Annotated in this window: 19 protein-coding genes and 1 pseudogene; 17 read left to right on the forward strand and 3 right to left on the reverse strand. The window is 72.2% G+C overall.

Annotation, left to right across the window (positions count from 1 at the left end; all coding sequences use genetic code 11):
* Positions 1–247: 247 nt before the first annotated feature.
* From dnaK to OJ254_RS10040, 4 genes are read left to right on the forward strand one after another with little or no spacing between them, the layout of a single operon-like run.
* On the forward strand, positions 248–2,098 hold the full coding sequence (gene dnaK / locus OJ254_RS10025; protein ID WP_265362070.1) for a molecular chaperone DnaK: 1,851 nt from the start codon (positions 248–250) through the stop codon (positions 2,096–2,098).
* The gene (gene grpE, locus OJ254_RS10030) at positions 2,095–2,751 is read left to right on the forward strand and encodes a nucleotide exchange factor GrpE (RefSeq protein WP_265362071.1); all 657 of its coding nucleotides are present in this window, start codon (positions 2,095–2,097) and stop codon (positions 2,749–2,751) included. Before dnaK ends, grpE begins: the two co-directional genes overlap by 4 nt.
* Before the next feature lie 45 nt (positions 2,752–2,796).
* Positions 2,797–3,972, forward strand: coding sequence for a molecular chaperone DnaJ (gene dnaJ / locus OJ254_RS10035; protein WP_261956875.1), 1,176 nt, complete (start codon positions 2,797–2,799; stop codon positions 3,970–3,972).
* A gap of 1 nt (position 3,973) precedes the next feature.
* The gene (locus OJ254_RS10040; RefSeq protein WP_261956876.1) at positions 3,974–4,426 is read left to right on the forward strand and encodes a heat shock protein transcriptional repressor HspR; all 453 of its coding nucleotides are present in this window, start codon (positions 3,974–3,976) and stop codon (positions 4,424–4,426) included.
* A 123-nt stretch (positions 4,427–4,549) separates the two neighbouring features.
* Here the strand turns inward: OJ254_RS10040 and OJ254_RS10045 are convergent, their stop codons facing one another.
* Entirely contained in the window at positions 4,550–4,954 is a 405-nt protein-coding gene (locus OJ254_RS10045; protein ID WP_261956877.1) for a hypothetical protein, read from the reverse strand.
* Positions 4,955–5,350: 396 nt separating this feature from the next.
* The gene (locus OJ254_RS10050; RefSeq protein ID WP_261956878.1) at positions 5,351–5,755 is read right to left on the reverse strand and encodes a pyridoxamine 5'-phosphate oxidase family protein; all 405 of its coding nucleotides are present in this window, start codon (positions 5,753–5,755) and stop codon (positions 5,351–5,353) included.
* A gap of 164 nt (positions 5,756–5,919) precedes the next feature.
* Here OJ254_RS10050 and clpB point away from each other — a divergent pair, with 164 nt between their 5' ends.
* Together clpB and OJ254_RS10060 are read left to right on the forward strand one after the other, a co-directional pair.
* Positions 5,920–8,556, forward strand: a complete 2,637-nt coding sequence (gene clpB, locus OJ254_RS10055) for an ATP-dependent chaperone ClpB (protein ID WP_265362072.1) — start codon at positions 5,920–5,922, stop codon at positions 8,554–8,556.
* 173 nt (positions 8,557–8,729) lie between these two features.
* Positions 8,730–9,266 carry a YbjN domain-containing protein gene (locus OJ254_RS10060; protein ID WP_030414448.1) on the forward strand — a complete coding sequence of 179 codons (537 nt, stop codon included), beginning with the start codon at positions 8,730–8,732 and terminating at the stop codon, positions 9,264–9,266.
* A gap of 88 nt (positions 9,267–9,354) precedes the next feature.
* On the opposite strand, the gene OJ254_RS10065 is transcribed toward OJ254_RS10060, so the two are convergent.
* Positions 9,355–10,557 (reverse strand): pyridoxal phosphate-dependent aminotransferase, encoded by a 1,203-nt coding sequence (locus OJ254_RS10065; RefSeq protein WP_265362073.1) that lies wholly within the window; start codon positions 10,555–10,557, stop codon positions 9,355–9,357.
* A 750-nt stretch (positions 10,558–11,307) separates the two neighbouring features.
* Here OJ254_RS10065 and OJ254_RS10070 point away from each other — a divergent pair.
* From OJ254_RS10070 to OJ254_RS10120, 11 genes and pseudogenes are all read left to right on the forward strand, one after another.
* Positions 11,308–11,829, forward strand: a complete 522-nt coding sequence (locus OJ254_RS10070) for a DUF2617 family protein (RefSeq protein ID WP_265362074.1) — start codon at positions 11,308–11,310, stop codon at positions 11,827–11,829.
* A gap of 202 nt (positions 11,830–12,031) precedes the next feature.
* The gene (locus OJ254_RS10075; RefSeq protein ID WP_265362075.1) at positions 12,032–13,729 is read left to right on the forward strand and encodes a polyamine aminopropyltransferase; all 1,698 of its coding nucleotides are present in this window, start codon (positions 12,032–12,034) and stop codon (positions 13,727–13,729) included.
* 113 nt (positions 13,730–13,842) lie between these two features.
* Positions 13,843–14,688: an SRPBCC family protein gene (locus OJ254_RS10080; protein ID WP_265362076.1), complete on the forward strand. Its 846-nt coding sequence runs from the start codon at positions 13,843–13,845 to the stop codon at positions 14,686–14,688.
* Positions 14,689–14,746: 58 nt separating this feature from the next.
* Positions 14,747–15,594, forward strand: a pseudogene (locus OJ254_RS10085) (aldose epimerase family protein).
* 10 nt (positions 15,595–15,604) lie between these two features.
* The gene (gene pyrE / locus OJ254_RS10090) at positions 15,605–16,147 is read left to right on the forward strand and encodes an orotate phosphoribosyltransferase (RefSeq protein ID WP_030414455.1); all 543 of its coding nucleotides are present in this window, start codon (positions 15,605–15,607) and stop codon (positions 16,145–16,147) included.
* A 217-nt stretch (positions 16,148–16,364) separates the two neighbouring features.
* The gene (fbaA, locus tag OJ254_RS10095; protein WP_265362077.1) at positions 16,365–17,387 is read left to right on the forward strand and encodes a class II fructose-bisphosphate aldolase; all 1,023 of its coding nucleotides are present in this window, start codon (positions 16,365–16,367) and stop codon (positions 17,385–17,387) included.
* 109 nt (positions 17,388–17,496) lie between these two features.
* Positions 17,497–19,143 (forward strand): MFS transporter, encoded by a 1,647-nt coding sequence (locus OJ254_RS10100; RefSeq protein WP_265362078.1) that lies wholly within the window; start codon positions 17,497–17,499, stop codon positions 19,141–19,143.
* 4 nt (positions 19,144–19,147) lie between these two features.
* Positions 19,148–19,561 carry a DUF3151 domain-containing protein gene (locus OJ254_RS10105; protein WP_261956886.1) on the forward strand — a complete coding sequence of 138 codons (414 nt, stop codon included), beginning with the start codon at positions 19,148–19,150 and terminating at the stop codon, positions 19,559–19,561.
* 207 nt (positions 19,562–19,768) lie between these two features.
* Entirely contained in the window at positions 19,769–20,611 is an 843-nt protein-coding gene (locus OJ254_RS10110) for a tryptophan 2,3-dioxygenase family protein (protein WP_030809928.1), read from the forward strand.
* The gene (gene kynU, locus OJ254_RS10115) at positions 20,604–21,863 is read left to right on the forward strand and encodes a kynureninase (RefSeq protein WP_265362079.1); all 1,260 of its coding nucleotides are present in this window, start codon (positions 20,604–20,606) and stop codon (positions 21,861–21,863) included. The genes OJ254_RS10110 and kynU overlap by 8 nt, the downstream gene beginning before the upstream one ends.
* A complete protein-coding gene (locus OJ254_RS10120; protein WP_265362080.1) occupies positions 21,860–22,621 on the forward strand; it encodes an alpha/beta hydrolase in 762 nt (253 codons plus the stop codon). Before kynU ends, OJ254_RS10120 begins: the two co-directional genes overlap by 4 nt.
* Positions 22,622–22,636: the final 15 nt, after the last annotated feature.

Below are 22,636 nucleotides of genomic sequence, written 5' to 3' on the forward strand. Positions count from 1 at the left end.
CTACTACTGAGTAACTTTTTGAGTCTGCGGCTGAGGTTACCCATTCTCCCCGGCCCCATGAAGGCGCCCGGCCGGTGATCTGTGTCGCGAAGGCAACCCTCCGTCGGGGGCGGGCGTCCTCGGTGGTGGCCGGGTGACGATAAGGGCGACATAAAAGTTGAGTGGACTCGACTCAGCTCTGTTGACAGGTTTTTCTCGGTGTTGCACTCTTGAGCCTGTTCCACTCAAGTCAGCTGGAGGAATTGAAATGGCACGTGCGGTCGGCATCGACCTGGGCACGACGAACTCCGTCGTCAGTGTTCTTGAAGGCGGTGAGCCCACCGTCATCACCAACGCCGAGGGCGCCAGGACCACGCCGTCCGTCGTCGCCTTCGCGAAGAACGGCGAGGTGCTGGTCGGCGAGGTCGCCAAGCGCCAGGCGGTGACCAACGTCGACAGGACCATCCGGTCGGTCAAGCGCCACATGGGCACCGACTGGAAGATCGGCATTGACGGCAAGGACTTCAACCCGCAGCAGATGAGCGCCTTCATCCTGCAGAAGCTCAAGCGGGACGCCGAGGCGTATCTGGGCGAGAAGGTCGTCGACGCGGTCATCACCGTTCCGGCCTACTTCAACGACTCCGAGCGCCAGGCCACCAAGGAGGCCGGTGAGATCGCGGGCCTCAACGTCCTGCGCATCGTCAACGAGCCCACCGCGGCCGCCCTGGCCTACGGCCTGGAGAAGGACGACCAGACCATTCTGGTCTTCGACCTCGGTGGCGGCACCTTCGACGTCTCGCTGCTGGAGATCGGCGACGGCGTCGTCGAGGTGAAGGCCACCAACGGTGACAACCACCTCGGTGGTGACGACTGGGACCAGCGCGTCGTCGACTACCTGGTCAAGCAGTTCCAGAACGGCCACGGCGTCGACCTGTCCAAGGACAAGATGGCGCTGCAGCGTCTGCGCGAGGCCGCCGAGAAGGCGAAGATCGAGCTGTCGTCGTCCACCGAGACGACGATCAACCTGCCGTACATCACCGCCTCGGCCGAGGGCCCGCTGCACCTGGACGAGAAGCTCACCCGCTCGCAGTTCCAGCAGCTCACCGCGGACCTGCTGGAGCGCTGCAAGACCCCGTTCCACAACGTGATCAAGGACGCCGGCATCCAGCTGGCCGAGATCGACCACGTGGTCCTGGTCGGCGGTTCGACCCGTATGCCGGCCGTCGCCGAGCTCGTCAAGGAGCTGACCGGCGGCAAGGACGCCAACAAGGGCGTCAACCCGGACGAGGTCGTGGCCATCGGCGCCACCCTGCAGGCCGGTGTCCTCAAGGGTGAGGTCAAGGACGTCCTCCTGCTGGACGTCACCCCGCTGTCCCTCGGCATCGAGACCAAGGGCGGCATCATGACCAAGCTCATCGAGCGGAACACGACGATCCCGACCAAGCGGTCCGAGATCTTCACCACCGCCGAGGACAACCAGCCGTCCGTGCAGATCCAGGTCTACCAGGGCGAGCGCGAGATCGCGGCGTACAACAAGAAGCTCGGGATGTTCGAGCTGACCGGTCTGCCGCCGGCCCCGCGTGGCGTCCCGCAGATCGAGGTCTCCTTCGACATCGACGCCAACGGCATCATGCACGTGACCGCGAAGGACCTGGGCACGGGCAAGGAGCAGAAGATGACCGTCACCGGCGGCTCCTCGCTGCCGAAGGACGAGGTCGACCGGATGCGGGAGGAGGCCGAGCGGTACGCGGACGAGGACCACAAGCGCCGCGAGGCCGCGGAGGCCCGCAACCAGGGCGAGCAGCTCGTCTACCAGACCGAGAAGTTCCTCAAGGACAACGAGGACAAGGTCCCGGGCGAGGTCAAGACCGAGGTCGAGGCCGCCGTCGGTGAGCTGAAGGAGAAGCTCAAGGGCGAGGACACCGCGGAGATCCGCACCGCCACCGAGAAGGTCGCGGCCGTCTCCCAGAAGCTCGGCCAGGCCATGTACGCCGACGCGCAGGCCGCGGGCGCCGAGGGTGCTCCGGCCGGTGAGCAGGCCAAGGCCGACGCCGCCGACGACGTGGTGGACGCCGAGATCGTCGACGACGAGAAGCCCAAGAAGGACGGTGCCGCGTGACGGAGGAGACCCCGGGCTTCGAGGAGAAGCCCGACGTCCCCTCTGACGCCGCATCCCCCGAAGACGCGGCGCAGGAAGCCGAGTCCGCCGACACGGCGGGCTCGGCCCCGGCCGGGGACGTAACGGACGTAGCGCTCCAGGCGCAGCTGGACCAGGTGCGCACGGCGCTCAACGAGCGCACGGCGGACCTCCAGCGGCTCCAGGCGGAGTACCAGAACTACCGCCGTCGGGTGGAACGGGACCGGGTCGCGGTCAAGGAGATCGCGTCGGCGAACCTCCTGTCCGAGCTCCTTCCCGTGCTCGACGACGTCGGCCGGGCGCGTGAACACGGCGAGCTGGTCGGCGGCTTCAAGTCGGTCGCCGAGTCGCTGGAAACCGTGGTCGCCAAGCTCGGTCTGCAGCAGTTCGGCAAGGAGGGCGAGCCCTTCGACCCGACGATCCACGAGGCCCTGATGCACTCGTACGCGCCGGACGTCACGGAGACGACGTGCGTGGCGATTCTGCAGCCCGGGTATCGCATCGGTGAGCGAACGATCCGCCCCGCGCGGGTCGCCGTCGCCGAACCGCAGCCGGGCGCGCAGGGCGCCAAGTCCGCCTCGGACGAGGACGCCAAGGCTTCGGACGAGGAGAACGGTGGCCCGGAAGAGGGCTGACGTGAGGACCAACAGAAGAACCGCGCGGGAGGAGGGACGTCGGGGATGAGCACCAAGGACTTCGTCGAGAAGGACTACTACAAGGTCCTCGGCGTCCCCAAGGACGCCACCGAAGCGGAGATCAAGAAGGCGTACCGCAAGCTGGCCCGGGAGAACCACCCGGACGCCAACAAGGGCGACGCCAAGGCCGAGGAGCGCTTCAAGGAGATCTCCGAGGCCAATGACGTCCTGGGGGACGCCAAGCGCCGCAAGGAGTACGACGAGGCGCGCGCGCTGTTCGGCAACGGCGGCTTCCGGCCGGGGCCGGGCGGCGGCGGCAGCTTCAACTTCGACCTGGGCGACCTGTTCGGGGGCTCGGCCGGTGGCGGCGGCGGTGCCGGCGGCTTCGGCGGCGGGCTCGGCGACGTCTTCGGCGGTCTGTTCAACCGCGGCGGCGGCGCGGGTACGCGTACCCAGCCGCGGCGCGGCCAGGACGTCGAGTCCGAGGTGACGCTGAGCTTCACCGAGGCGGTCGACGGGGCCACGGTCCCGCTGCGGATGTCCAGCCAGGCGGCCTGCAAGGCCTGTTCGGGCACCGGCGACAAAAACGGTACGCCTCGGGTCTGCCCGACCTGTGTCGGCACCGGCCAGGTCAGCCGGGGCGCGGGCGGCGGCTTCTCGCTGACCGACCCGTGCGCCGACTGCAAGGGCCGCGGCCTGATCGCGCAGGACCCGTGCGACGTCTGCAAGGGCAGCGGACGGGCCACCAGCGCGCGCACGATGCAGGTCCGCATCCCCGCGGGCGTCTCCGACGGGCAGCGGATCCGGCTGCGCGGCAAGGGCGCCCCCGGTGAGCGGGGCGGCCCGGCCGGCGATCTGTACGTGGTCGTGCACGTCGGCGCCCACCCGGTCTTCGGCCGCAAGGGCGACAACCTCACCGTCACGGTGCCGGTCACCTTCCCGGAGGCGGCGCTCGGCGGCGAGGTGAAGGTCCCGACGCTGGGCGGCCCGCCGGTGACGCTGAAGGTGCCGGCCGGCACCCCCAACGGACGCACGATGCGGGCCCGGGGCAAGGGCGCGGCCCGCAAGGACGGCACCCGGGGTGATCTGCTGGTCACCATCGAGGTCGTCGTTCCCAAGGACCTCAGCGACGAGGCGAGGGAAGCGCTGGAGTCCTATCGCGAGGCGACCGCGGGGTCCGACCCGCGGGCGGAGCTGTTCCAGGCCGCGAAGGGAGCTTGAGATGGAGAGCCGGGGCGGGCAGCGTCGTAACCCGTATGAACTGACCGAAGAGTCGCCGGTGTACGTCATCTCCGTCGCGGCTCAGCTCTCCGGCCTGCATCCGCAGACCCTTCGGCAGTACGACCGGCTGGGGCTGGTCTCGCCCGACCGCACGGCCGGGCGGGGCCGCCGCTACTCCGCCCGGGACATCGAGCTGCTCCGCACGGTGCAGCAGCTGTCCCAGGACGAGGGCATCAACCTCGCCGGCATCAAGCGCATCATCGAGCTGGAGAACCAGGTCGCGGCCCTGCAGCAGCGGGTCGCCGAGCTGCAGGGCGCCCTGGAGGGCGCGGCCAGCGCGATGCAGCAGCGGGAGGCCGCGGTGCACGCCTCCTATCGGCGTGATCTGGTGCCGTATCAGGACGTGCAGCAGACCAGCGCGCTGGTGGTGTGGCGGCCGAAGCGGTCCGAGTGACGGACGCCGCGCCTCGCGGTTCACCGGCCTGGGGCCGGGGTGGTGACGAGCCGCCCCGGCCCTTCGCCGTGTGCGGGCGGGCGAGGGGGCGTTGCCGGCCGGCGAGGGCGCTGCGCGGGGCGTTCAGCAGCCGTTGTAGCCCGCCGTCGGCATCGACAGCCGGCGGTGCACCTGGGACTTCATCGCGAGCGTGTAGACCGGCTCGTCGAGGTCGGCGATCTCCAGCCGGACGCCGGCCGCCGCGCACCGGGCGCTGAACTCGTCGGCGCCGTCGATGGCGTTCTCCAGCGCCCGCCGATTGGGCGTCACGAACACATCGACCAGGCCCTTTTCGACGTCGCGCCACAGCGCGCTGTGGTCGGCGCGCAGGTGATGCAGGGTGAGCTGGCAGGTCAGGTGGTAATCACGGGCCGCCGCCCACTGTTTGCACATGTCGTGCTGGCTGCGGTCATCGACCAGGAACGGGTCCTCGTCCAGCTCGGACAGCGGCATCAGGCAGGCGATCGCCGTCACTCGGACCGAGTTCATCGTGCCCTCCGGTGCGTGGCGACTGTGGGGGCGACGATACCCCCGAGGGCGGTCCGTGGTGGAGGGGCTGTACCGGGTGGCGAGGCGTATCCGCAGGCGTGGCAGATCTTCCAGCCGTCCTGGTTGACCGCGAGCTGGCCGCCGCAGCGCGGGCAGAGCTCGGCGTGCGGGCGGGGACGGGCGGGGTGCGGACGGCGCGGAACGGTCGTCACGATGCGCAAAGCCGACGCCATGGCGCCTCCAGCTGCCTTTTTCCGGCCGGGACGAGGCTGAAGTCGCCCGTCGTTGTCCGGTGCTGTTCGGTCCCCGTCGTACTTGAGTACCAGGTGATGCTGTGACGCCGGATGCGGAGAGTCCGTTTTCGGACAGGTCTGGACCAGGGGTCTCCGGTAGCGCTCAGGCCCGGCCCATGGCCCTGGTGACCGCGATCTCGATCATGACCCGATCGGGGTTGGGGGCCGGCGTCCGGCCGTACCGCTCGGCGTACCGCGCGACCGCGTCGGCCACCGCCTCGGCCTCGGTCCGCACCCGCGCGACGCCCTCCAGGGTCGCCCAGCGGCCCCGGTCGACCTGGCACACCGCGACCCTCGCCCCGTCCGGCCCGGCGGCCAGCACGTTCTTGACCTTGGTGCTGTCCTTGCGCGTGATGACCCGCGCGATCCGCTGCTCCGCGTCGTAGGTGACCCCCACCGGAACGACGTGCGGCGTCCCGTTCGGCCGCGGCGTGGTGAGCGTCGACATCAGGTACTCGCCCCAGAAGGCGAGGTACTCGGGACTGAGGGCGCTGAGGTCGTGGGCCATGCGGGCCAGCGTAATGGGGGGCAGGGTAAGGAGGGGCGCCGGAGCCTGGATCAGGCTTGAGTGGAATAGACTCAACTTATCGCACGTTGGCATAGGCAGGATTGGCTCAGGGAACCTGCGCCGGTACGGGCTATGGGCACGAGTACGAGGAGGATCACGAGGCCGTGGACGCCGAGCTGACCAACAAGAGCCGGGAGGCGCTGAGCGCCGCCAATGAGCGGGCGGTCACCGCCGGGCACGCGGACATGACGTCCGCGCATCTGCTGCTCGCGCTGCTGGCCGGGCAGGACAACGAGAACATCATGGACCTGCTGGCCGCCGTGGAGGCCGACGCCGCCGCGCTGCGCAACGGTGCCGAGCGGCAGCTCGCGGGGCTGCCCAGCGCGCAGGGCTCGACGGTCGCCCCGCCGCAGCCGGACCGCGAGCTGCTGACCGCGATCGCGGACGCCACCCAGCGGGCCAGGGACCTCGGGGACGACTACGTCTCCACCGAGCACCTGCTGATCGGGATCGCCGCCAAGGGCGGGCGCACCGGCGAGCTGCTGGAGCAGCAGGGCGCCTCCGCCAAGAAGCTGCTGGCCGCGTTCGAGGCGAACCGCGGCGGGCAGCGGGTGACCAACCCCGACCCGGAGGGCACCTACAAGGCGCTGGAGAAGTTCGGTACGGACTTCACCGCGGCCGCCCGCGAGGGCAAGCTCGACCCGGTCATCGGCCGGGACCACGAGATCCGGCGGGTGGTGCAGGTGCTCTCCCGCCGTACGAAGAACAACCCGGTGCTGATCGGCGAGCCGGGCGTCGGCAAGACCGCCGTCGTCGAGGGGCTGGCGCAGCGGATCGTCAAGGGCGACGTGCCCGAGTCGCTGCGCAACAAGCGGCTGGTCGCGCTGGACCTGGGGGCGATGGTCGCGGGCGCGAAGTACCGCGGTGAGTTCGAGGAGCGGCTGAAGACCGTCCTGGCGGAGATCAAGTCCAGCGAGGGCCGGATCATCACCTTCATCGACGAGCTGCACACCGTCGTCGGCGCCGGCGCCGGCGGGGACTCGTCGATGGACGCGGGCAACATGCTCAAGCCCATGCTGGCCCGCGGTGAGCTGCGGATGGTCGGCGCGACCACGCTCGACGAGTACCGCGAGCGGATCGAGAAGGACCCCGCGCTGGAGCGGCGCTTCCAGCAGGTGCTGGTCGCCGAGCCGACCGTCGAGGACACGGTGGCGATCCTGCGCGGCCTCAAGGGCCGCTACGAGGCGCACCACAAGGTGCAGATCGCCGACTCCGCGCTGGTCGCCGCGGCGACCCTCTCCGACCGCTACATCACCTCCCGCTTCCTGCCGGACAAGGCGATCGACCTGGTCGACGAGGCCGCGTCCCGGCTCCGGATGGAGATCGACTCCTCGCCGGTGGAGATCGACGAGCTCCAGCGCGCCGTCGACCGCCTCAAGATGGAGGAACTGGCGCTCCGCAACGAGACCGACGCCGGCTCCGTCGCGCGCCTGGAGAAGCTGCGCAAGGACCTCGCCGACAAGGAGGAGGAGCTGCGCGGACTGACCGCCCGGTGGGAGAAGGAGAAGCAGAGCCTCAACCGCGTCGGCGAGCTGAAGGAGAAGCTCGACGAACTGCGCGGCCAGGCCGAGCGCGCCCAGCGGGACGGCGACTTCGACACCGCGTCCAAGCTGCTCTACGGCGAGATCCCGGGCGTCGAGCGGGAGCTGGAGGAGGCCGCGGCCGCCGAGGCCGAGCAGGAGGCCGCCAAGGAGTCCATGGTCAAGGAGGAGGTCGGCCCGGACGACATCGCGGACGTGGTCGGCTCCTGGACCGGCATCCCGGCCGGCCGCCTCCTGGAGGGCGAGACCCAGAAGCTGCTCCGTATGGAGGAGGAGATCGGCAAGCGGCTGATCGGCCAGAGCGAGGCCGTCCGCTCGGTGTCGGACGCGGTCCGCCGGACCCGCGCCGGGATCGCCGACCCGGACCGGCCCACCGGCTCGTTCCTCTTCCTCGGCCCGACCGGCGTCGGCAAGACCGAGCTGGCCAAGGCGCTCGCCGACTTCCTCTTCGACGACGAGCGGGCGATGGTCCGGATCGACATGTCGGAGTACGGCGAGAAGCACAGCGTCGCCCGCCTGGTCGGCGCACCGCCCGGTTACGTCGGCTACGAGGAGGGCGGCCAGCTGACCGAGGCGGTCCGCCGCCGCCCGTACAGCGTGATCCTTCTCGACGAGGTGGAGAAGGCGCACACCGAGGTCTTCGACGTCCTGCTCCAGGTGCTCGACGACGGCCGGCTCACGGACGGCCAGGGCCGCACGGTCGACTTCCGGAACACCATCCTGATCCTCACCTCCAACCTGGGCTCCGCCTTCCTGATGGACCCGCTGCTGAAGGAGGAGGAGAAGAAGGAGAGGGTGCTGGAGACCGTCCGGGCGTCGTTCCGGCCCGAATTCCTCAACCGGCTCGACGACGTGGTGGTCTTCCACCCGCTCGGCACGGAACAGCTGCAGCGGATCGCCCGGATCCAGCTGGACCACCTCCAGCGCCGGCTCGGCGACCGCCGGCTCACCCTGGACGTCACCGACCGCGCGCTGGACTGGCTCGCCTGGCTGGGGCACGAACCGGTCATCGACGCCCCCGCGCCCGACCTGTCGTACGGCGCGCGGCCGCTGCGCCGGCTGGTGCAGACGGCCATCGGCGACCAGCTCGCCCGGGCCATCCTGGCCGGCGAGGTGCTCGACGGCGACACCGTACGGGTGGACGTGGACGGCGACGGCGAGCGGCTGACGATCGCGGCCGCCGGGCGCGCCGCGGCCTGAGCCGGCCCGGCCCGGGCGGCGGACCGCCCGCCCGGGCCGGGCCAGGTGCCGCCGGTGGACCGTCCGGATCATGCCCTTGACCCACACGTTGCCCGCACCGGCCCCGTCCGGGCTTGCCAGGGTGGGGCGGATGTGGGGGAGGATGGCAGGGACCATACGAAGGGAATTCCACGGTGAGCATCGACCCGTCCTCGATTCCGAATTTCGGGGGCCAGCCCGAACCGCAGCCGTCGGGGCCTGATGGTCCCGTCCTGCCAGACCAGGACCTGGTCAAGCAGCTCCTCGACCAGATGGAGCTGAAGTACGTAGTCGACGAGGAGGGTGACCTCGCCGCCCCGTGGGAGCAGTTCCGCACGTACTTCATGTTCCGGGGCGAGGAGGAGCAGCAGATCTTCTCCGTCCGCACGTTCTACGACCGTGTCCACGGCCTCGACGAGAAGTCGAAGCTGCTGGAGGCGATCGACGACTGGAACCGCCGGACGCTGTGGCCCAAGGCCTACACCCACACCCATGACGACGGCACGGTCCGTCTGATCGGTGAGGCATCGATGCTGATCGGCACCGGTGTTTCGCTCGAACACTTCGTGTCGAGCACGGTCAGCTGGGTTCGCGCCTCGATCGAATTCGACAAGTGGATCGTCGAGCAGCTCGGTTTGGAGGCCGAGATCGACGGCGACTCCGACGACAAGCCGGGCGAGGAGGAGGGCTGACGCCCCCTTTCACCCCGGACCCGGCTGCGCGGGCCCAGGAGCATCCGCTCCGGGGCCCGCGTCGTCGTGTGCGGGTCCTGCCGGCCGGCTATCCGGCCGTCAGCGCCTTCAGCCGCCCCGCCGCCTCCTGGAGCACCTCGATGCTCTTGCAGAAGGCGAAGCGGACGAAGGGGGTGCCCTGGTCCTTGTGGTCGTAGAAGACGGCGTTGGGGATGGCGACGACGCCGGCGCGCTCGGGCAGGGCACGGCAGAAGGCGAAGCCGTCGCCGTCCTGGGACAGCTCGGCGCCGAGCGGGCGGATGTCGGTGGTGATGAAGTACGTGCCGGCGGGCCGGAAGACCCGGAAGCCGGCGTCGGCCAGGCCGGCGGCGAGCACGTCGCGCTTGGCGCGCAGATCGTCGCGCAGCCCGGTGTAGTAGTCGTCGGGCAGGGCCAGTGCCTCGGCGACGGCGTACTGGAAGGGGCCGGCGGAGACGTAGGTGAGGAACTGCTTGGCCGAGCGGACCGCGGTGATCAGCTCCGGCGCCGCGGTGACCCAGCCGACCTTCCAGCCGGTGAAGGAGAAGGTCTTGCCGGCCGAGCTGATGGTGACGGTGCGGTCGCGCATGCCGGGGAAGGACGCGAGGGGCAGGTGCTCGCCCTCGAAGACCAGGTGCTCGTAGACCTCGTCGGTGATCACGAGGAGGTCCCGCTCCACGGCCAGCGCGGCGATGGCGGAGAGCTCCTCGCGGGTCAGGACGGTGCCGGTGGGGTTGTGGGGAGTGTTGAGGAGGAGGAGGCGGGTGTCGTCGGTGACGGCGTCGCGCAGCTCGTCGAGGTCGAGGCGGTAGGTACCGGATTCCGGCTCGGCGCGCAGGGTCACCGGCACCCGGCGGCCGCCCGCCATGGCGATGCAGGCGGCGTAGGAGTCGTAGTACGGCTCCAGCGCGACGACCTCGTCGCCCGGTTCGAGGAGGGCGAGCAGCGCGGCCGCGATGGCTTCGGTGGCGCCGGCGGTGACCAGGACCTCGGTGTCGGGGTCGTACGACAGGCCCAGGTGGCCGTAGAAGCGCTCCTGGTGGGCGGCGACGGCGGTGCGCAGCTCGGGGACGCCGGGGCCGGGCGGGTACTGGTTGCCGCGGCCGTCGCGCAGGGCACGCACCGCCGCCTCCCGGACCTCCTCGGGGCCGTCGGCGTCCGGGAAGCCCTGGCCGAGGTTGAGGGAGCCGGTGCGGACGGCGAGTGCCGACATCTCGGCGAAGATCGTGGTGCCGAATTCGGCGAGGCAGCGATTGAGCAGCGGTCGGTCCATGCGCGCCATCCTGCGCCGAACCTCTGGACTTCCTCAACTGTGCTTTGAGACGGGGAGGGCCAGGGCATCAGCCCCACCACATCACGGAGACAAGCGGCCGCCGACGCGGCGGCCGGCGGCCCGGGAGGGGCCGGGACGGCGCATGGGGCGCCGGACGGAGCGTGCCTCGCTTCGGGGGAGCGAAAGGAGTGTGAGGCAGATGATGGGGTTCGTGTTTTTCGCGCTGGTCTGTGCGGTGGTGATCGGGGTCGTGGTCGCGGCCGCGCGGAACGGGGGCGGCGGACGCGGCGGGAGCTCGGCCGGCGCCAGCTGGTGGGCGGGTGGTGACTCGGGGTCGAGCGGCCACCACGGCGGGCATCACGGCGGCGGTGGCCACCACGGCGGGCACTCGTGCGGCGGCGGTGGTGGCTGCGGTGGTGGCGGGGGCTGCGGCGGAGGGTCCTGATCCGTACACATGCGGGTGGCGCATGCACGTCCGCATATGCGCCCGGCGGGTCGCTGATGAGCGCCAACACCCGCTGGGCGCACGGCAGTTGAACAGATGAACTGCTAGGCCCTCTAGGGGATGGAAACCCGGAGAAGATGGGTAAAGCTGCTGTGGTGACCGGGCATTCATGATTCCCTCTTCATAGAGAATCCCCCACGTTCTCCGATTCCCACGTGGGCACGAGCCGGCAGGCAGACGTACATTCCTGATCCTTCACGGGCGGGCCGGCCCACCATTCCACTGCGTGCTTGCGGAGCCGACCCATGCTCACCACTTTGAAGACGGCGTACACCGATACCCGCGCCTGTGACCTGGCCTGGGCGCTGGACAGGGAACCCCTGCCGGCCCTGGCCGTGCTCGACCTCCAACACCACGACATCCAGGTCCAGTTGAGGCTGCTCGGCGCCTCCCACCAGGTCATCCTGAAAGAGGAACGCGGGACGTGTTCCGAGACCGTCGCCTGCATGCCGGGCAGCAGCACCCCGCTGCCGCTCGGCGTGGCCAAGCGGCTGGGGGACTGGGAGTACGAGTTCGCCGCGCATGTGGAGACCCTGTCGCGCGGTTCGTTCGCGGGGCGCGCGCAGGAGTTGCTCGCGCTGGTCGCCGAGCATCCGTACGGGCTCGCCGGGACGTTCCCCGGTTCGCCGCACGCCTTCACGGCGCTGCTGGCGCAGTGCCAGCGGGACCAGGTGCGCTGGCGGACCTGGCACGCGTATCCGCAGGAGGGCCGTTTGGTGGCCACCCGGACCCGGGTGGGCGTACGCGCAGCGGTCGCGGCCGTCTAGAGCGGACACCTCTCCCTTGCGGGTACGCGCCAGGCGGGTGGAATGGCGGCGGGGCGCGCGCGGTGTGGTGCACGCGGGCGCACAACGCCCGCCGTCCGCCGCCGACTTGCACGACGACTTCGCTCAACTGACGCGTGTAGCCCGCAGAGTGCACACGTGTGGGTGACCAATCAGTACGGAATCGTCACGTAGCGTTCACTTCATGATCGACCCGCCAGAGTCCGCTCTCACCGGCACCCTCGGGCCGCCGGAGGTCATGACGCCGGCGCGGCTGCCCGTCCCGGCCGGGCTCGGCCGGCTGCTCGTGCTCTGCGTGGTCTTCGTCTGCGCCGCCTGCGGGCTGGTCTACGAACTCGAACTCGTCGCGCTGGCCACGTACTTGGTGGGCGACTCGGTCACCCAGGCATCGGTCGTGCTGTCCGTCATGGTCTTCGCGATGGGCATCGGCGCGCTGCTCGCCAAGCGGCTGCGGTGCCGGGCGGCGGTCGGCTTCGGCGCGGTCGAGGCCGGCCTCGCGCTGGTCGGCGGCAGCTCCGCGATGGCGCTCTACGCCTGCTTCGCCTGGTTCGCCCAGTCCCGCTCCGCACTCGTCGCCTTCTCCCTGGTCATCGGCGTCCTGATCGGCGCCGAGGTGCCGCTGCTGATGACCCTGATCCAGCGGGTGCGGCGGCAGGACGCCGGCGGGGCGGTCGCGGACCTGTTCGCCGCGGACTACGTCGGCGCGCTCGTCGGCGGCCTGGCCTTTCCCTTCCTGCTGCTGCCGAGCCTCGGCCAGCTGACCGGCGCGCTGGTCACCGGCACCGTCAACGACGTGGCCGGCGGCGCCCTGGTGCTCTGGCTGTTCCGCCGCGACCTGTCCCGCCGCGCCCGCTGGAGCCTGCTCGTGGCGAACGCCCTCGTGCTGGCGCTGCTCGCCACCGGCGTGTTGCTGGCCGCGCCCTTCGAACGGGCCGCGCGCCGGGCGGTGTACGGCTCGGCGGCCCGGGTCGCGGTGCAGACCGGGATCCAGGAAGTGGTGCTGACCGGCGGTACGGGAACCGGTGCGGGACGGGAGAGGAAAGGTTCCGGCCCGCCCCTGGAGCTCTATCTCGACGGCCGGCTCCGGGTCAGCGGCGACACCGAATGCCGCTACCACGAAGCGCTGGTGCACCCGGCGATGGCCGCCGGGCCGCACGCCCGGGTCCTGGTCCTCGGCGGCGGCGACGGCCTGGCCGTGCGCGAGATCCTCCGCTACCGCGCGGTCCGCTCGGTCACCGTCGTCGAGCTCGACCCCGGCGTCCTCCGGCTGGCCCGTACGGACCCCGGCCTGACCCGCCTGAACGGCCACTCGCTCGGTGACCCCCGGGTCCACGTCGTCACCGCCGACGCCTTCGACTGGCTGCGCGACCGGGACGTCCCCGGCCACCGCACGGCGCCGTACGACGTCATCGTCTCCGACCTCCCCGACCCCGGCATCACCGCCAGCACCAAGCTGTACTCCCAGGAGTTCTACGGCCTCGCCACGCGGCTGCTGGCCGACCGCGGGCGGCTGGTGGTGCACGCCGGACCGCCGGTGGCCCGGGCCCGGGCGTACTGGACGGTGGACGCGACGGTCCGCTCGGTGGGCCTGGCCACCGACCCGTACCGCATGCCCGGCCGCCCCGCGTCCTTCCTCGGCCCGGACCGCTCGGCCGATCCCACCCCGCGGCCGACCGGCGAACCGCTCACCGCCGGACCGTCGCCCGGCTACTGGGGCTTCGTGCTCGCCGCCCGGCAGCGCCCCCGCTTCGGCCCCGCGCCCGACGCGCCCCCGCCACCGGTGACCCGCGAGGCGCTCCGGGCCGCCCGCCACGGCGACCTCCGCGACCGCATCCCCGGCCTGCCGGCCTCCACGCTGATGCGTCCGCGCTACCAGGACTGACCCCCTCCGCGACCCGGGGCAGGGTACGCGCGGCGGCCCCGACCCGGGCCGGAGTGCAGAAAGTTGTGCGTGGGCGGGCACGGTCCCGGAGCTGCTGGGTAGGCTCCGTTGTCATGGAGCATGAGGTGTACGTTCCGTTTCCCGTCCGGACCGTGCGGCAGGCGCTCACCGAACCGGAGCGGGTGGCGCGCTGTGTCCCCGGAGTCCAGCTCGACGCCGATGCCGCCCCGCACCGCCCCGAGGGCCGGCTGCGGCTGCGCATCGGAAGCTCCACCATCACCTACCGCGGCAGTCTCACGGTCGGCGAACCGGCGGACGGCGGCCCCGGTGACGACGGCACCGCCGAACTGACCGTCGAGGCGAAGGGCACCGAATCCGTGGGCGACGGCGCGGTCGTGCTGACCCTGACCGTACGGCTCTCCCCCGCCACCGAGCCCGGCCCCGGTACCACCCTGGCCTGCGCCGGCACGGTCCACAGCGACGGCCGGCTGGCCGAGGCCACCGACCGGTCCGCCGAGACCGCCGGGCGCCGGCTGCTGGACCGGTTCGCCGAGAACCTCGCGGACGACCTGCGGCAGCACCCGGTCGCCGAGGGGCCCGCCCGGACCGGCGTCTTCGACGCCGAGGTGCCACCGCCCGCCCTGGACCCGCTCAGCGACGAGGACGCCATCGAGGAGGCCGACCTGGCCGACGCCGGCGACGCCGCCGAGGAGGCCGGCTTCGGCTACGAGGGCGAGCTGGACGAGGTCGCCCCGGCCGAGGCCGCGCACGCCCGCCGCACGATGATCGGGCGCAGCGCCGAGGAGGTCGACCACGCCCCGCCGCGCGGCCGGTACGCACCGGTACCCGCACCCGAGCCCAACGCCACGTCGCTCACCCTGCGCTGGGCGGCGCCGGCCGCCGCGGTGGTGCTGGCGTCCGCCGTCGTCGTCGGCCGGGTGCTGCGCCGCCGCCGCTGACCGCGGCCCCCGGCGACTTCCCGCGGCGCGGCCCGGCGCACCGCTAGGGTCGGGCCCCGTGAGTACCGACAACACCACGCAGGGCGGCGCGCCGGACGGGGTACGGCTGGCCGCCGGAGACACCGAAGTGACCGTCCGGCCGGACAACGGCTGCCGGATCGACAGCCTCCGCGTCGGCGGTACGGAACTGCTTCGGCAGGGCGACAAGTACGGCTGCTTCCCGATGGTTCCGTGGTGCGGCCGGCTCGCGCACGGCGAGTTCCGCAACGGCGGCGAGCTGCACCGCATGCCGCTGAACGCCCCGCCGCACGCGATCCACGGCACCGGCCGCAACCTCCGCTGGCGCACCGTCCGCACCGGCCCCACGGAGGCGGCCTTCACCTACGACCTCACCGACCCGGCGGCCCCCTGGCCGTACCCGGGACGGGTCACCCAGCTCGTCCAGCTCGGCGCGGACGGCGCCTCGCTCACCCTCACCATGGGCGTCGAGGCCACCGGCGACTCCTTCCCGGCGCAGGCCGGCTGGCACCCGTGGTTCCGGCGCAACCTCGGCGAGGGGAGGACGTACACCTCGACTTCCTGCCCGAGTGGCAGGAGGAGCGGGGCCCCGACCACCTCCCGACCGGCCGCCGGATCACCCCGCGGCCCGGCCCCTGGGACGACTGCTTCGGCATGCCGCGCGGGGTGGCCGCCACCCTCACCTGGCCGGGCCGCCTGGAACTGAAGGTCACCAGCCGCACCGAGTGGGTGGTGGTCTACGACGAGCAGGAGGCCGCGGTCTGCGTCGAACCGCAGACCGGCCCGCCCAACGGACTCAACACCCTGCCGCGCCTGGTCACGCCCATCGATCCGCTGGAGATCTCCATGACCTGGAGCTGGCGGAGCCTGTCCGGGGACACCGCATAAGCTCAAGAGCATGAGTGACGACGTGCGCGGCGAGCTGCTGCAGCAGATCAAGGACAAGGCCGTGGTGCACGGCAAGGTGACGCTTTCCTCCGGCAAGGAGGCCGACTACTACATCGACCTGCGCCGGATCACCCTGGACGGCGAGGCCGCGCCGCTGGTGGGGCAGCTGATGCTGGACATCACCGCCGACCTGGACTACGACGCGGTGGGCGGGCTGACGCTGGGCGCCGACCCGGTCGCGACCTCCATGCTGCACGCCTCCGCCGCGCGCGGCCGGCGGCTGGACTCGTTCGTCGTCCGCAAGGCCCAGAAGGCGCACGGCATGCAGCGCCGCATCGAGGGCCCGGACATCACCGGCCGCCGGGTCCTGGTCGTCGAGGACACCTCCACCACCGGCGGCTCCCCGCTGACCGCCGTCGAGGCGGCCCGCGAGGCGGGTGCCGAGGTCGTCGCGGTGGCCACCATCGTCGACCGCGGCGCCGCGTCCGCGATCGCCGACGCCGGACTGCCCTATATCACGGGCTTCCAGCTCGCCGACCTCGGCCTTGCCTGAGGGCGGCGCGGCACCCGGCGCTGACGCGGACCTACCGCGCTGACCTGCGGGTTCGTTGAGGGGTGGGCGGTTTCACGGGAAACCGACCACCCCTTTCGCGTGGTGGCCGGATGGGGGAGGTGGAGCAATCCGCGGAGTCTGGGAAGATGTGCTCGGCAACGTCGCCGTCCCAGGTCAGGGCCAAGAACGCACACCCGCACATACAAGGAGCGGACAGATGCCCATCGCAACCCCCGAGGTCTACAACGAGATGCTGGACCGGGCGAAGGCAGGCAAGTTCGCCTACCCGGCCATCAACGTCACGTCGACGCAGACGCTGCACGCCGCACTGCGAGGGTTCGCCGAGGCCGAGAGCGACGGCATCATCCAGATCTCCACCGGTGGTGCGGAGTTCCTGGGCGGCCAGCACAACAAGGACATGGTGACCGGCGCGGTCGCGCTCGCCGAGTTCGCGCACGTCGTGGCCGACAAGTACGGCATCACCGTCGCGCTGCACACCGACCACTGCCCCAAGGACAAGCTCGACGGCTACGTCCGCCCGCTGCTCGACATCTCCGCGGAGCGCGTCGCCAAGGGCCAGAACCCGCTCTTCCAGTCGCACATGTGGGACGGCTCGGCCGAGACCCTCGCCGACAACCTGGCCATCGGCCAGGAGCTGCTCGCCAAGGCCGCCGCCGCCAAGATCATCCTTGAGGTCGAGATCACCCCGACCGGTGGCGAGGAGGACGGCGTCACCCACGAGATCAACGACGAGCTCTACACCACGGTCGACGACGCGCTGCGCACCGCCGAGGCGCTGGGCCTGGGCGAGAAGGGCCGCTACCTGCTCGCCGCCTCCTTCGGCAACGTCCACGGCGTCTACAAGCCGGGCAACGTCGTGCTCCGCCCCGAGCTCCTCAAGGACCTCCAGGAGGGCGTCGGCGCCAAGTACGGCAAGTCCGCGCCGTTCGACTTCGTCTTCCACGGCGGCTCCGGCTCCACCGAGCAGGAGATCGCCACCGCGCTGGAGAACGGCGTGGTCAAGATGAACCTCGACACGGACACGCAGTACGCGTTCTCCCGTCCGATCGCGGACCACATGTTCCGCAACTACGACGGCGTGCTGAAGGTCGACGGCGAGGTCGGCAACAAGAAGACCTACGACCCGCGCAGCTGGGGCAAGCTGGCCGAGGCCGGCATGGCCAAGCGGGTGACGGAGGCCTGCGCGAACCTCCGCTCCACCGGAACCAAGATCAAGTAGCCGTAGGTCTACGGCCGGCCCGCCGCTGGTGGGCCGAGTGGGGGCGGGCGCCCGTGGGCGTCCGCCCCTTCGTCGTGCGAGGGGCCCGGGTGGCGGGCAGGCTCGGGCTATGAGCGATGTGCGGCTGAGGTCCCCGCAGGGGCGGTGGGTCCTGCTGACCGCCGTCCTGGGGTCCGGGATGGCGATGCTGGACAGCACCGTCGTCAATGTCGCGCTGCCGCGCATCGGACAGGACCTCCATGCGGACCTGGCGGTGCTGCAGTGGACGGTGACCGCCTATCTGCTCACCCTCTCCGCGCTGATCCTGTTGGGCGGGGCGCTGGGGGACCGGTACGGGCGGCGGCGGATCTTCGTCATCGGGGTGATCTGGTTCGCCACCGCCTCGCTGTTGTGCGGTCTGGCGCCGCAGGCCGGGGTGCTGATCGCGGCCCGGGCGCTGCAGGGGGTCGGCGGTGCGCTGCTCACGCCCGGTTCGCTCGCCCTGATCCAGGCGGTCTTCCGGCCGGACGACCGGGCCCGGGCGGTCGGTGCCTGGTCGGGGCTGGGCGGCGTGGCCGCGGCGATCGGCCCGTTCGTCGGCGGCTGGCTGGTGGACGGGCCCGGCTGGCGCTGGGTGTTCTTCGTGAACGTACCGCTGGCGCTGGTGTGCGTACCGGTGGCGCTGCGGCACGTCCCCGAGACCCGGGAGCGGGACGCGGCGGCGCGCCGCGGGTTCGACGTGGCGGGCGCGGTGCTGGGCGCGCTGGCGCTGGCCGGGGTGACGTACGCGCTGATCGAGGCGCCCGGCCGGGGCGCCTCGCCCGGCGTGGTCGTCCCCGCGGTGGCCGGTGTGCTGCTCGGGGCGGCCTTCGTCCGCGTCGAGGGGCGCCGGACGGACCCGATGCTGCCGCCCGCGATCTTCCGCATCCGCCTGTTCTCCGCGATCAACGCGGTGACGGTGTGCGTCTACGCGGCGTTCAGCGGCTTCTTCTTCCTGGCCGTCCTCCAGCTCCAGGTCGTCGCGGGCTACTCGGCCCTCCAGGCCGGCGTCGCCCTGCTGCCGACCACCGTGCTGATGCTCCTGCTCTCCGCCCGCTCCGGTGAACTCGGCCAGCGCATCGGGCCGCGGATCCCGCTCACCGCCGGACCGGTGCTGTGTGCCGCCGGAATGCTGCTGATGATCCGGGTCGGCCCGGGCGCCTCGTACCTGGCCGACGTGCTGCCCGCGCTGGTCGTGCTGGGCATGGGAATGGTGACCCTGGTCGCGCCGCTCACCTCGACCGTGCTGGCGTCGGTGGACGTGGACCGGGCCGGTCTCGCGAGCGGCATCAACAACGCGGCGGCCCGGGCCGCGGGCCTGATGGCGGTGGCCGCCCTGCCCCTCCTGGCGGGCATGGGCCCCGAGGCGTACCGCTCGGCCGACGAATTCGCCGCCACCTTCCGCCGCGCCATGCCCCTGTGCGCCGCCGTCCTCCTGGCCGGCGCCCTCATCGCCTGGACGACGGTGCGCCCCGCACCCCACCCCCCGACCCCACCCACCAAGGAACCCTGCCACCCCGAATGCACCTACCACTGCGGGGTGGCCTCCCCACCGTTGGACCCCGGCGACCAGTCACCTGAGCCAAGACGCCGGCCCCCACCCACCACCGCTCCTCCCCCACGGGAGGGGACGGGCCGGAGGGGCCTGGTCCGTGGACGTGAGGCGAAGCGGTCGCCCCGCGGCGGGAAAGCCGCGTACCTGCGCGGGGCCGCCGCACGCACACCGTGGGGAAACTAAGAGCATGCCCATTCACGAAAACCTGCTGGGGGGACCGCCCCCCACCCACCTCCCCGACGACCCCGAGCCCCGTGAGGCGCTCGCGGCCGGTACCGCGCCGGCCGATGTCGCCGCGAAGTACCCGACGTCCTCCCTCGCCTGGGCGCAGCTCGCGGACGACGCGTTCGAGGGCGGCCGGGTCGTCGAGTCGTACGCGTACGCCCGCACCGGCTACCACCGCGGCCTGGACGCGCTGCGCCGGGCCGGCTGGAAGGGCCACGGCCCGGTGCCGTTCGAGCACGAGCCCAACCGCGGCTTCCTGCGGGCGCTGCACGCCCTCGCCCGGGCCGCCGGGGCGATCGGCGAGCAGGACGAGTACGAGCGCTGCTCGCAGTTCCTGAAGGACTCCTCGCCGACGGCCGCCCAGACCCTGGGCTGACCCCCCGACGCGACCGCGGGCCCCGACGGGACCCGGCCCACGGCGCCGCGCCCGCGAAGGTGCCCGCTGGCCCGCCTGGCCTCCAGACCAGGCGGGCCTTGCACATGCCAGGGACCATTGCGGAAGATGCCCGGTGGGGACCGGGGCCCCCGTGCCGGAATCGGCAGGGGCGGACCGCTACCCGGAGTACGTTTCGAGGAGACAGCGATGTCCCACGAGGTAACCGGCGGGGCTCAGGAGCCTGAGACCCCGAACCTCGACTTCGCAGGTACCACCCCGTACGAGGACTACGTCCAGGCGGACGTCCTCACCCATCTCCAGCAGCCGCTCTCCGACGATCCCGGCGAGATGGTCTTCCTGGTCACCACCCAGGTCATGGAGCTGTGGTTCACCGTCATCGTCCACGAGTGGCGGACCGCGGCCGAGGCGCTGCGCCGTGACGACCTGCCGGTGGCCATCGACGCGCTGCGCCGCTCCGCGTACGAGCTGGAGGCGCTGAACGCCGCGTGGAAGCCGCTGGCCAAGCTGACCCCGGCCCAGTTCAACGCCTACCGCAGCGCGCTCGGCGAGGGTTCCGGGTTCCAGTCGGCGATGTACCGGCGGCTGGAGTTCCTGCTCGGTGAGAAGTCCGCGTCGATGCTGGTGCCGCACCGCGGCGCCCCCCGCGCGCACGCCGAGCTGGAGAAGGCGCTGCACGAGCCGAGCCTGTGGGACGAGGTGCTGCGGCTGCTGGCCCGCCGCGGCCACCCGGTCCCCGCGGCCGTACTGGAGCGGGACCCGGCGCAGCGCTACGAGCCGGACCCGGCGGTGGAGGCCGTGTGGGCGGAGATCTACGCGGGGGAGCAGGAGTCCGAGCTGGTCCGGCTGGGCGAGGCGCTGACCGAGGTCGCCGAGCTGGTCTGGCGATGGCGCAACGACCATCTGGTCGCGACCCGGCGGGCAATGGGGGCGAAAATGGGTACCGGTGGTTCCGCGGGCGTCGCCTGGCTGGAGAAGCGGGCCCGCAAGAACGTGTTCCCCGAGCTGTGGACGGCGCGCAGCCATGTCTGAGACCCCCGAGTTCCCCGTGGCTCCCGCGTCCGGGAGCGAACTGGCGATACGCGCGGCGGAGTTGGACGCCGCCGATCCGCTCGCCGCGGTCCGTGAGCGGTTCGTCCTCGACGACACCGTCTATCTGGACGGCAACTCCCTCGGCGCGCTGCCCCGGGCGGTGCCCGGGCGGATCGCCGACGTGGTCGCCCGCGAGTGGGGCGAGCTGCGCATCCGCTCGTGGACCGAATCCGGCTGGTGGACCGCGCCCGAGCGGATCGGCGACAAGATCGCTCCGCTGATCGGGGCCGGTCCCGGCCGGGTGGTGGTCGGCGACTCGACCAGCGTGAACATCTTCAAGGCCGTGGTGGGCGGCGTCCGGATGGCCGGGAAGGGCTGTACGGAGATCCTCGTCGACGCCACGACCTTCCCGACCGACGGCTACATCGCCCGGTCGGCGGCGCGGATGACCGGACTCGCGGTGCGGCCGGTGGAGCCCGCCCGGATCGCCGACGAGGTCACCGAACGCACCGCGGTCGCGCTGGTCAACCACGTCGACTACCGCACCGGCCGGCTCAACGACCTGCCGTCCATCACCGCCGCGCTGCACTCCGCGGGCGCGCTGGCCGTCTGGGACCTGTGCCACAGCGCGGGCGCGCTGCCGGTCGGCCTCGACGCGTACGGCGTGGACCTCGCGGTCGGCTGCACGTACAAGTACCTCAACGGCGGCCCGGGTTCGCCCGCGTACCTCTACGTCCGCGAGGGGCTCCAGGAGCGGTTCGAGTCACCGCTGCCGGGCTGGAACTCGCACGCCGACCCGTTCGCGATGGACCCCGGCTACGCCCCCGCCGACGGCATCCTGCGCGGCCGGGTCGGCACCCCCGACATCCTGTCGCTGCTGGCGCTGGAGGCGGCGCTGGAGGCCTGGGACGGGGTGTCCATCGAGGAGGTGCGGGCCAAGAGCCTGGCGCTGACCGACTTCTTCCTGGAGTGCGTGGCGGCCCATGTGCCGCCGGGCCGGGTCCGGTCGGTCACCCCGGCCGACCACCGGCAGCGCGGCAGCCAGGTGGCGCTGGAGTGTGCGGGTGCCGGCGAGGTGATGGACGAGCTGATCCGGCGCGGCGTGGTCGGCGACTTCCGCCACCCGGACGTGCTGCGCTTCGGCTTCACCCCGCTCTACACCTCCTTCGCGGACGCGGAGCGGGCGGCGCGGGTGCTCGGCGAGGTGCTGGGCGCGCAGCCGGACGCGGTGGCGCCCGGGACCGCCGGGTGAGCGCGGCGGACGAGGAGTCGGCGCTGCTGGGGCTCGCCCCGGTGGCGCCGGACCGCACGCTGGCCTACGGGCCGCACCCGGACCAGGTCGTCGATCTCCACGGCCCGTGGGACGCCGTCACCGGCCCGCCGGTGGTGCTGCTGCACGGCGGGTTCTGGCGCGCGGCCTACGACCGGTGCCATCTGTCGCCGCTGGCCGCCGCGCTGGCCGGGCAGGGGCGGCCGGTCGCGCTCGTCGAGTACCGCAGGGTCGGGGCGGGCGGCGGCGCGCCGCGGACCTTCGAGGACGTGGCGGCCGGCATCGCGGCCGTGGCGGCGTTGACACCCGGCGCCGGCGCTCCGGTGCTGGTCGGGCACTCGGCGGGCGGCCACCTCGCGCTGCTCGCCGCGGCCCGGCCCGGCACCCCGGTCGCCCGGGTGCTGGCCGTCTCGCCGGTCGCCGACCTGGCCCGCGCCCATGAGCTGGGCCTCAGCGACGGGGCGGTGGCGGAGCTGCTCGGACCGGAGCCCGGCCTGGCGGAACGCCTGGCCGCCGCCGACCCGGTCCGCCATCCACCGGCCGGCGTCCCGGTGACGATCCTGCACGGCACCGACGACCCGGACGTCCCCCCGGAGCTCTCCCGCCGGTACGCCGCGGCGCACCCCGGCAGCACCGAGCTGCGCGAGCTGCCGGGCGTCGGGCACTACGCCCCGGTGACACCGGGCACCCCGGCCTGCGCCACCCTGTGCGGGTTGCTGCCCGGGCCCGTTCCGCGGTGATCCCCGGCACCGCGC

This window comes from Streptomyces endophytica (assembly GCF_026153355.1).
In the GTDB taxonomy this organism is placed as follows: Bacteria; Actinomycetota; Actinomycetes; order Streptomycetales; family Streptomycetaceae; genus Streptomyces; species Streptomyces endophytica.

Coding starts and splice junctions, on each gene's coding strand:
- dnaK (WP_265362070.1), top strand. CDS start 248: ATGGCACGTGCGGTCGGCATCGACCTGGGCACGACGAACTCCGTCGTC.
- dnaJ (WP_261956875.1), top strand. CDS start 2,797: ATGAGCACCAAGGACTTCGTCGAGAAGGACTACTACAAGGTCCTCGGC.
- OJ254_RS10040 (WP_261956876.1), top strand. CDS start 3,974: ATGGAGAGCCGGGGCGGGCAGCGTCGTAACCCGTATGAACTGACCGAA.
- OJ254_RS10045 (WP_261956877.1), bottom strand. CDS start 4,954: ATGAACTCGGTCCGAGTGACGGCGATCGCCTGCCTGATGCCGCTGTCC.
- OJ254_RS10050 (WP_261956878.1), bottom strand. CDS start 5,755: ATGGCCCACGACCTCAGCGCCCTCAGTCCCGAGTACCTCGCCTTCTGG.
- OJ254_RS10065 (WP_265362073.1), bottom strand. CDS start 10,557: ATGGACCGACCGCTGCTCAATCGCTGCCTCGCCGAATTCGGCACCACG.
- OJ254_RS10070 (WP_265362074.1), top strand. CDS start 11,308: ATGCTCACCACTTTGAAGACGGCGTACACCGATACCCGCGCCTGTGAC.
- OJ254_RS10075 (WP_265362075.1), top strand. CDS start 12,032: ATGATCGACCCGCCAGAGTCCGCTCTCACCGGCACCCTCGGGCCGCCG.
- OJ254_RS10080 (WP_265362076.1), top strand. CDS start 13,843: ATGGAGCATGAGGTGTACGTTCCGTTTCCCGTCCGGACCGTGCGGCAG.
- pyrE (WP_030414455.1), top strand. CDS start 15,605: ATGAGTGACGACGTGCGCGGCGAGCTGCTGCAGCAGATCAAGGACAAG.
- fbaA (WP_265362077.1), top strand. CDS start 16,365: ATGCCCATCGCAACCCCCGAGGTCTACAACGAGATGCTGGACCGGGCG.
- OJ254_RS10100 (WP_265362078.1), top strand. CDS start 17,497: ATGAGCGATGTGCGGCTGAGGTCCCCGCAGGGGCGGTGGGTCCTGCTG.
- OJ254_RS10105 (WP_261956886.1), top strand. CDS start 19,148: ATGCCCATTCACGAAAACCTGCTGGGGGGACCGCCCCCCACCCACCTC.
- OJ254_RS10110 (WP_030809928.1), top strand. CDS start 19,769: ATGTCCCACGAGGTAACCGGCGGGGCTCAGGAGCCTGAGACCCCGAAC.
- kynU (WP_265362079.1), top strand. CDS start 20,604: ATGTCTGAGACCCCCGAGTTCCCCGTGGCTCCCGCGTCCGGGAGCGAA.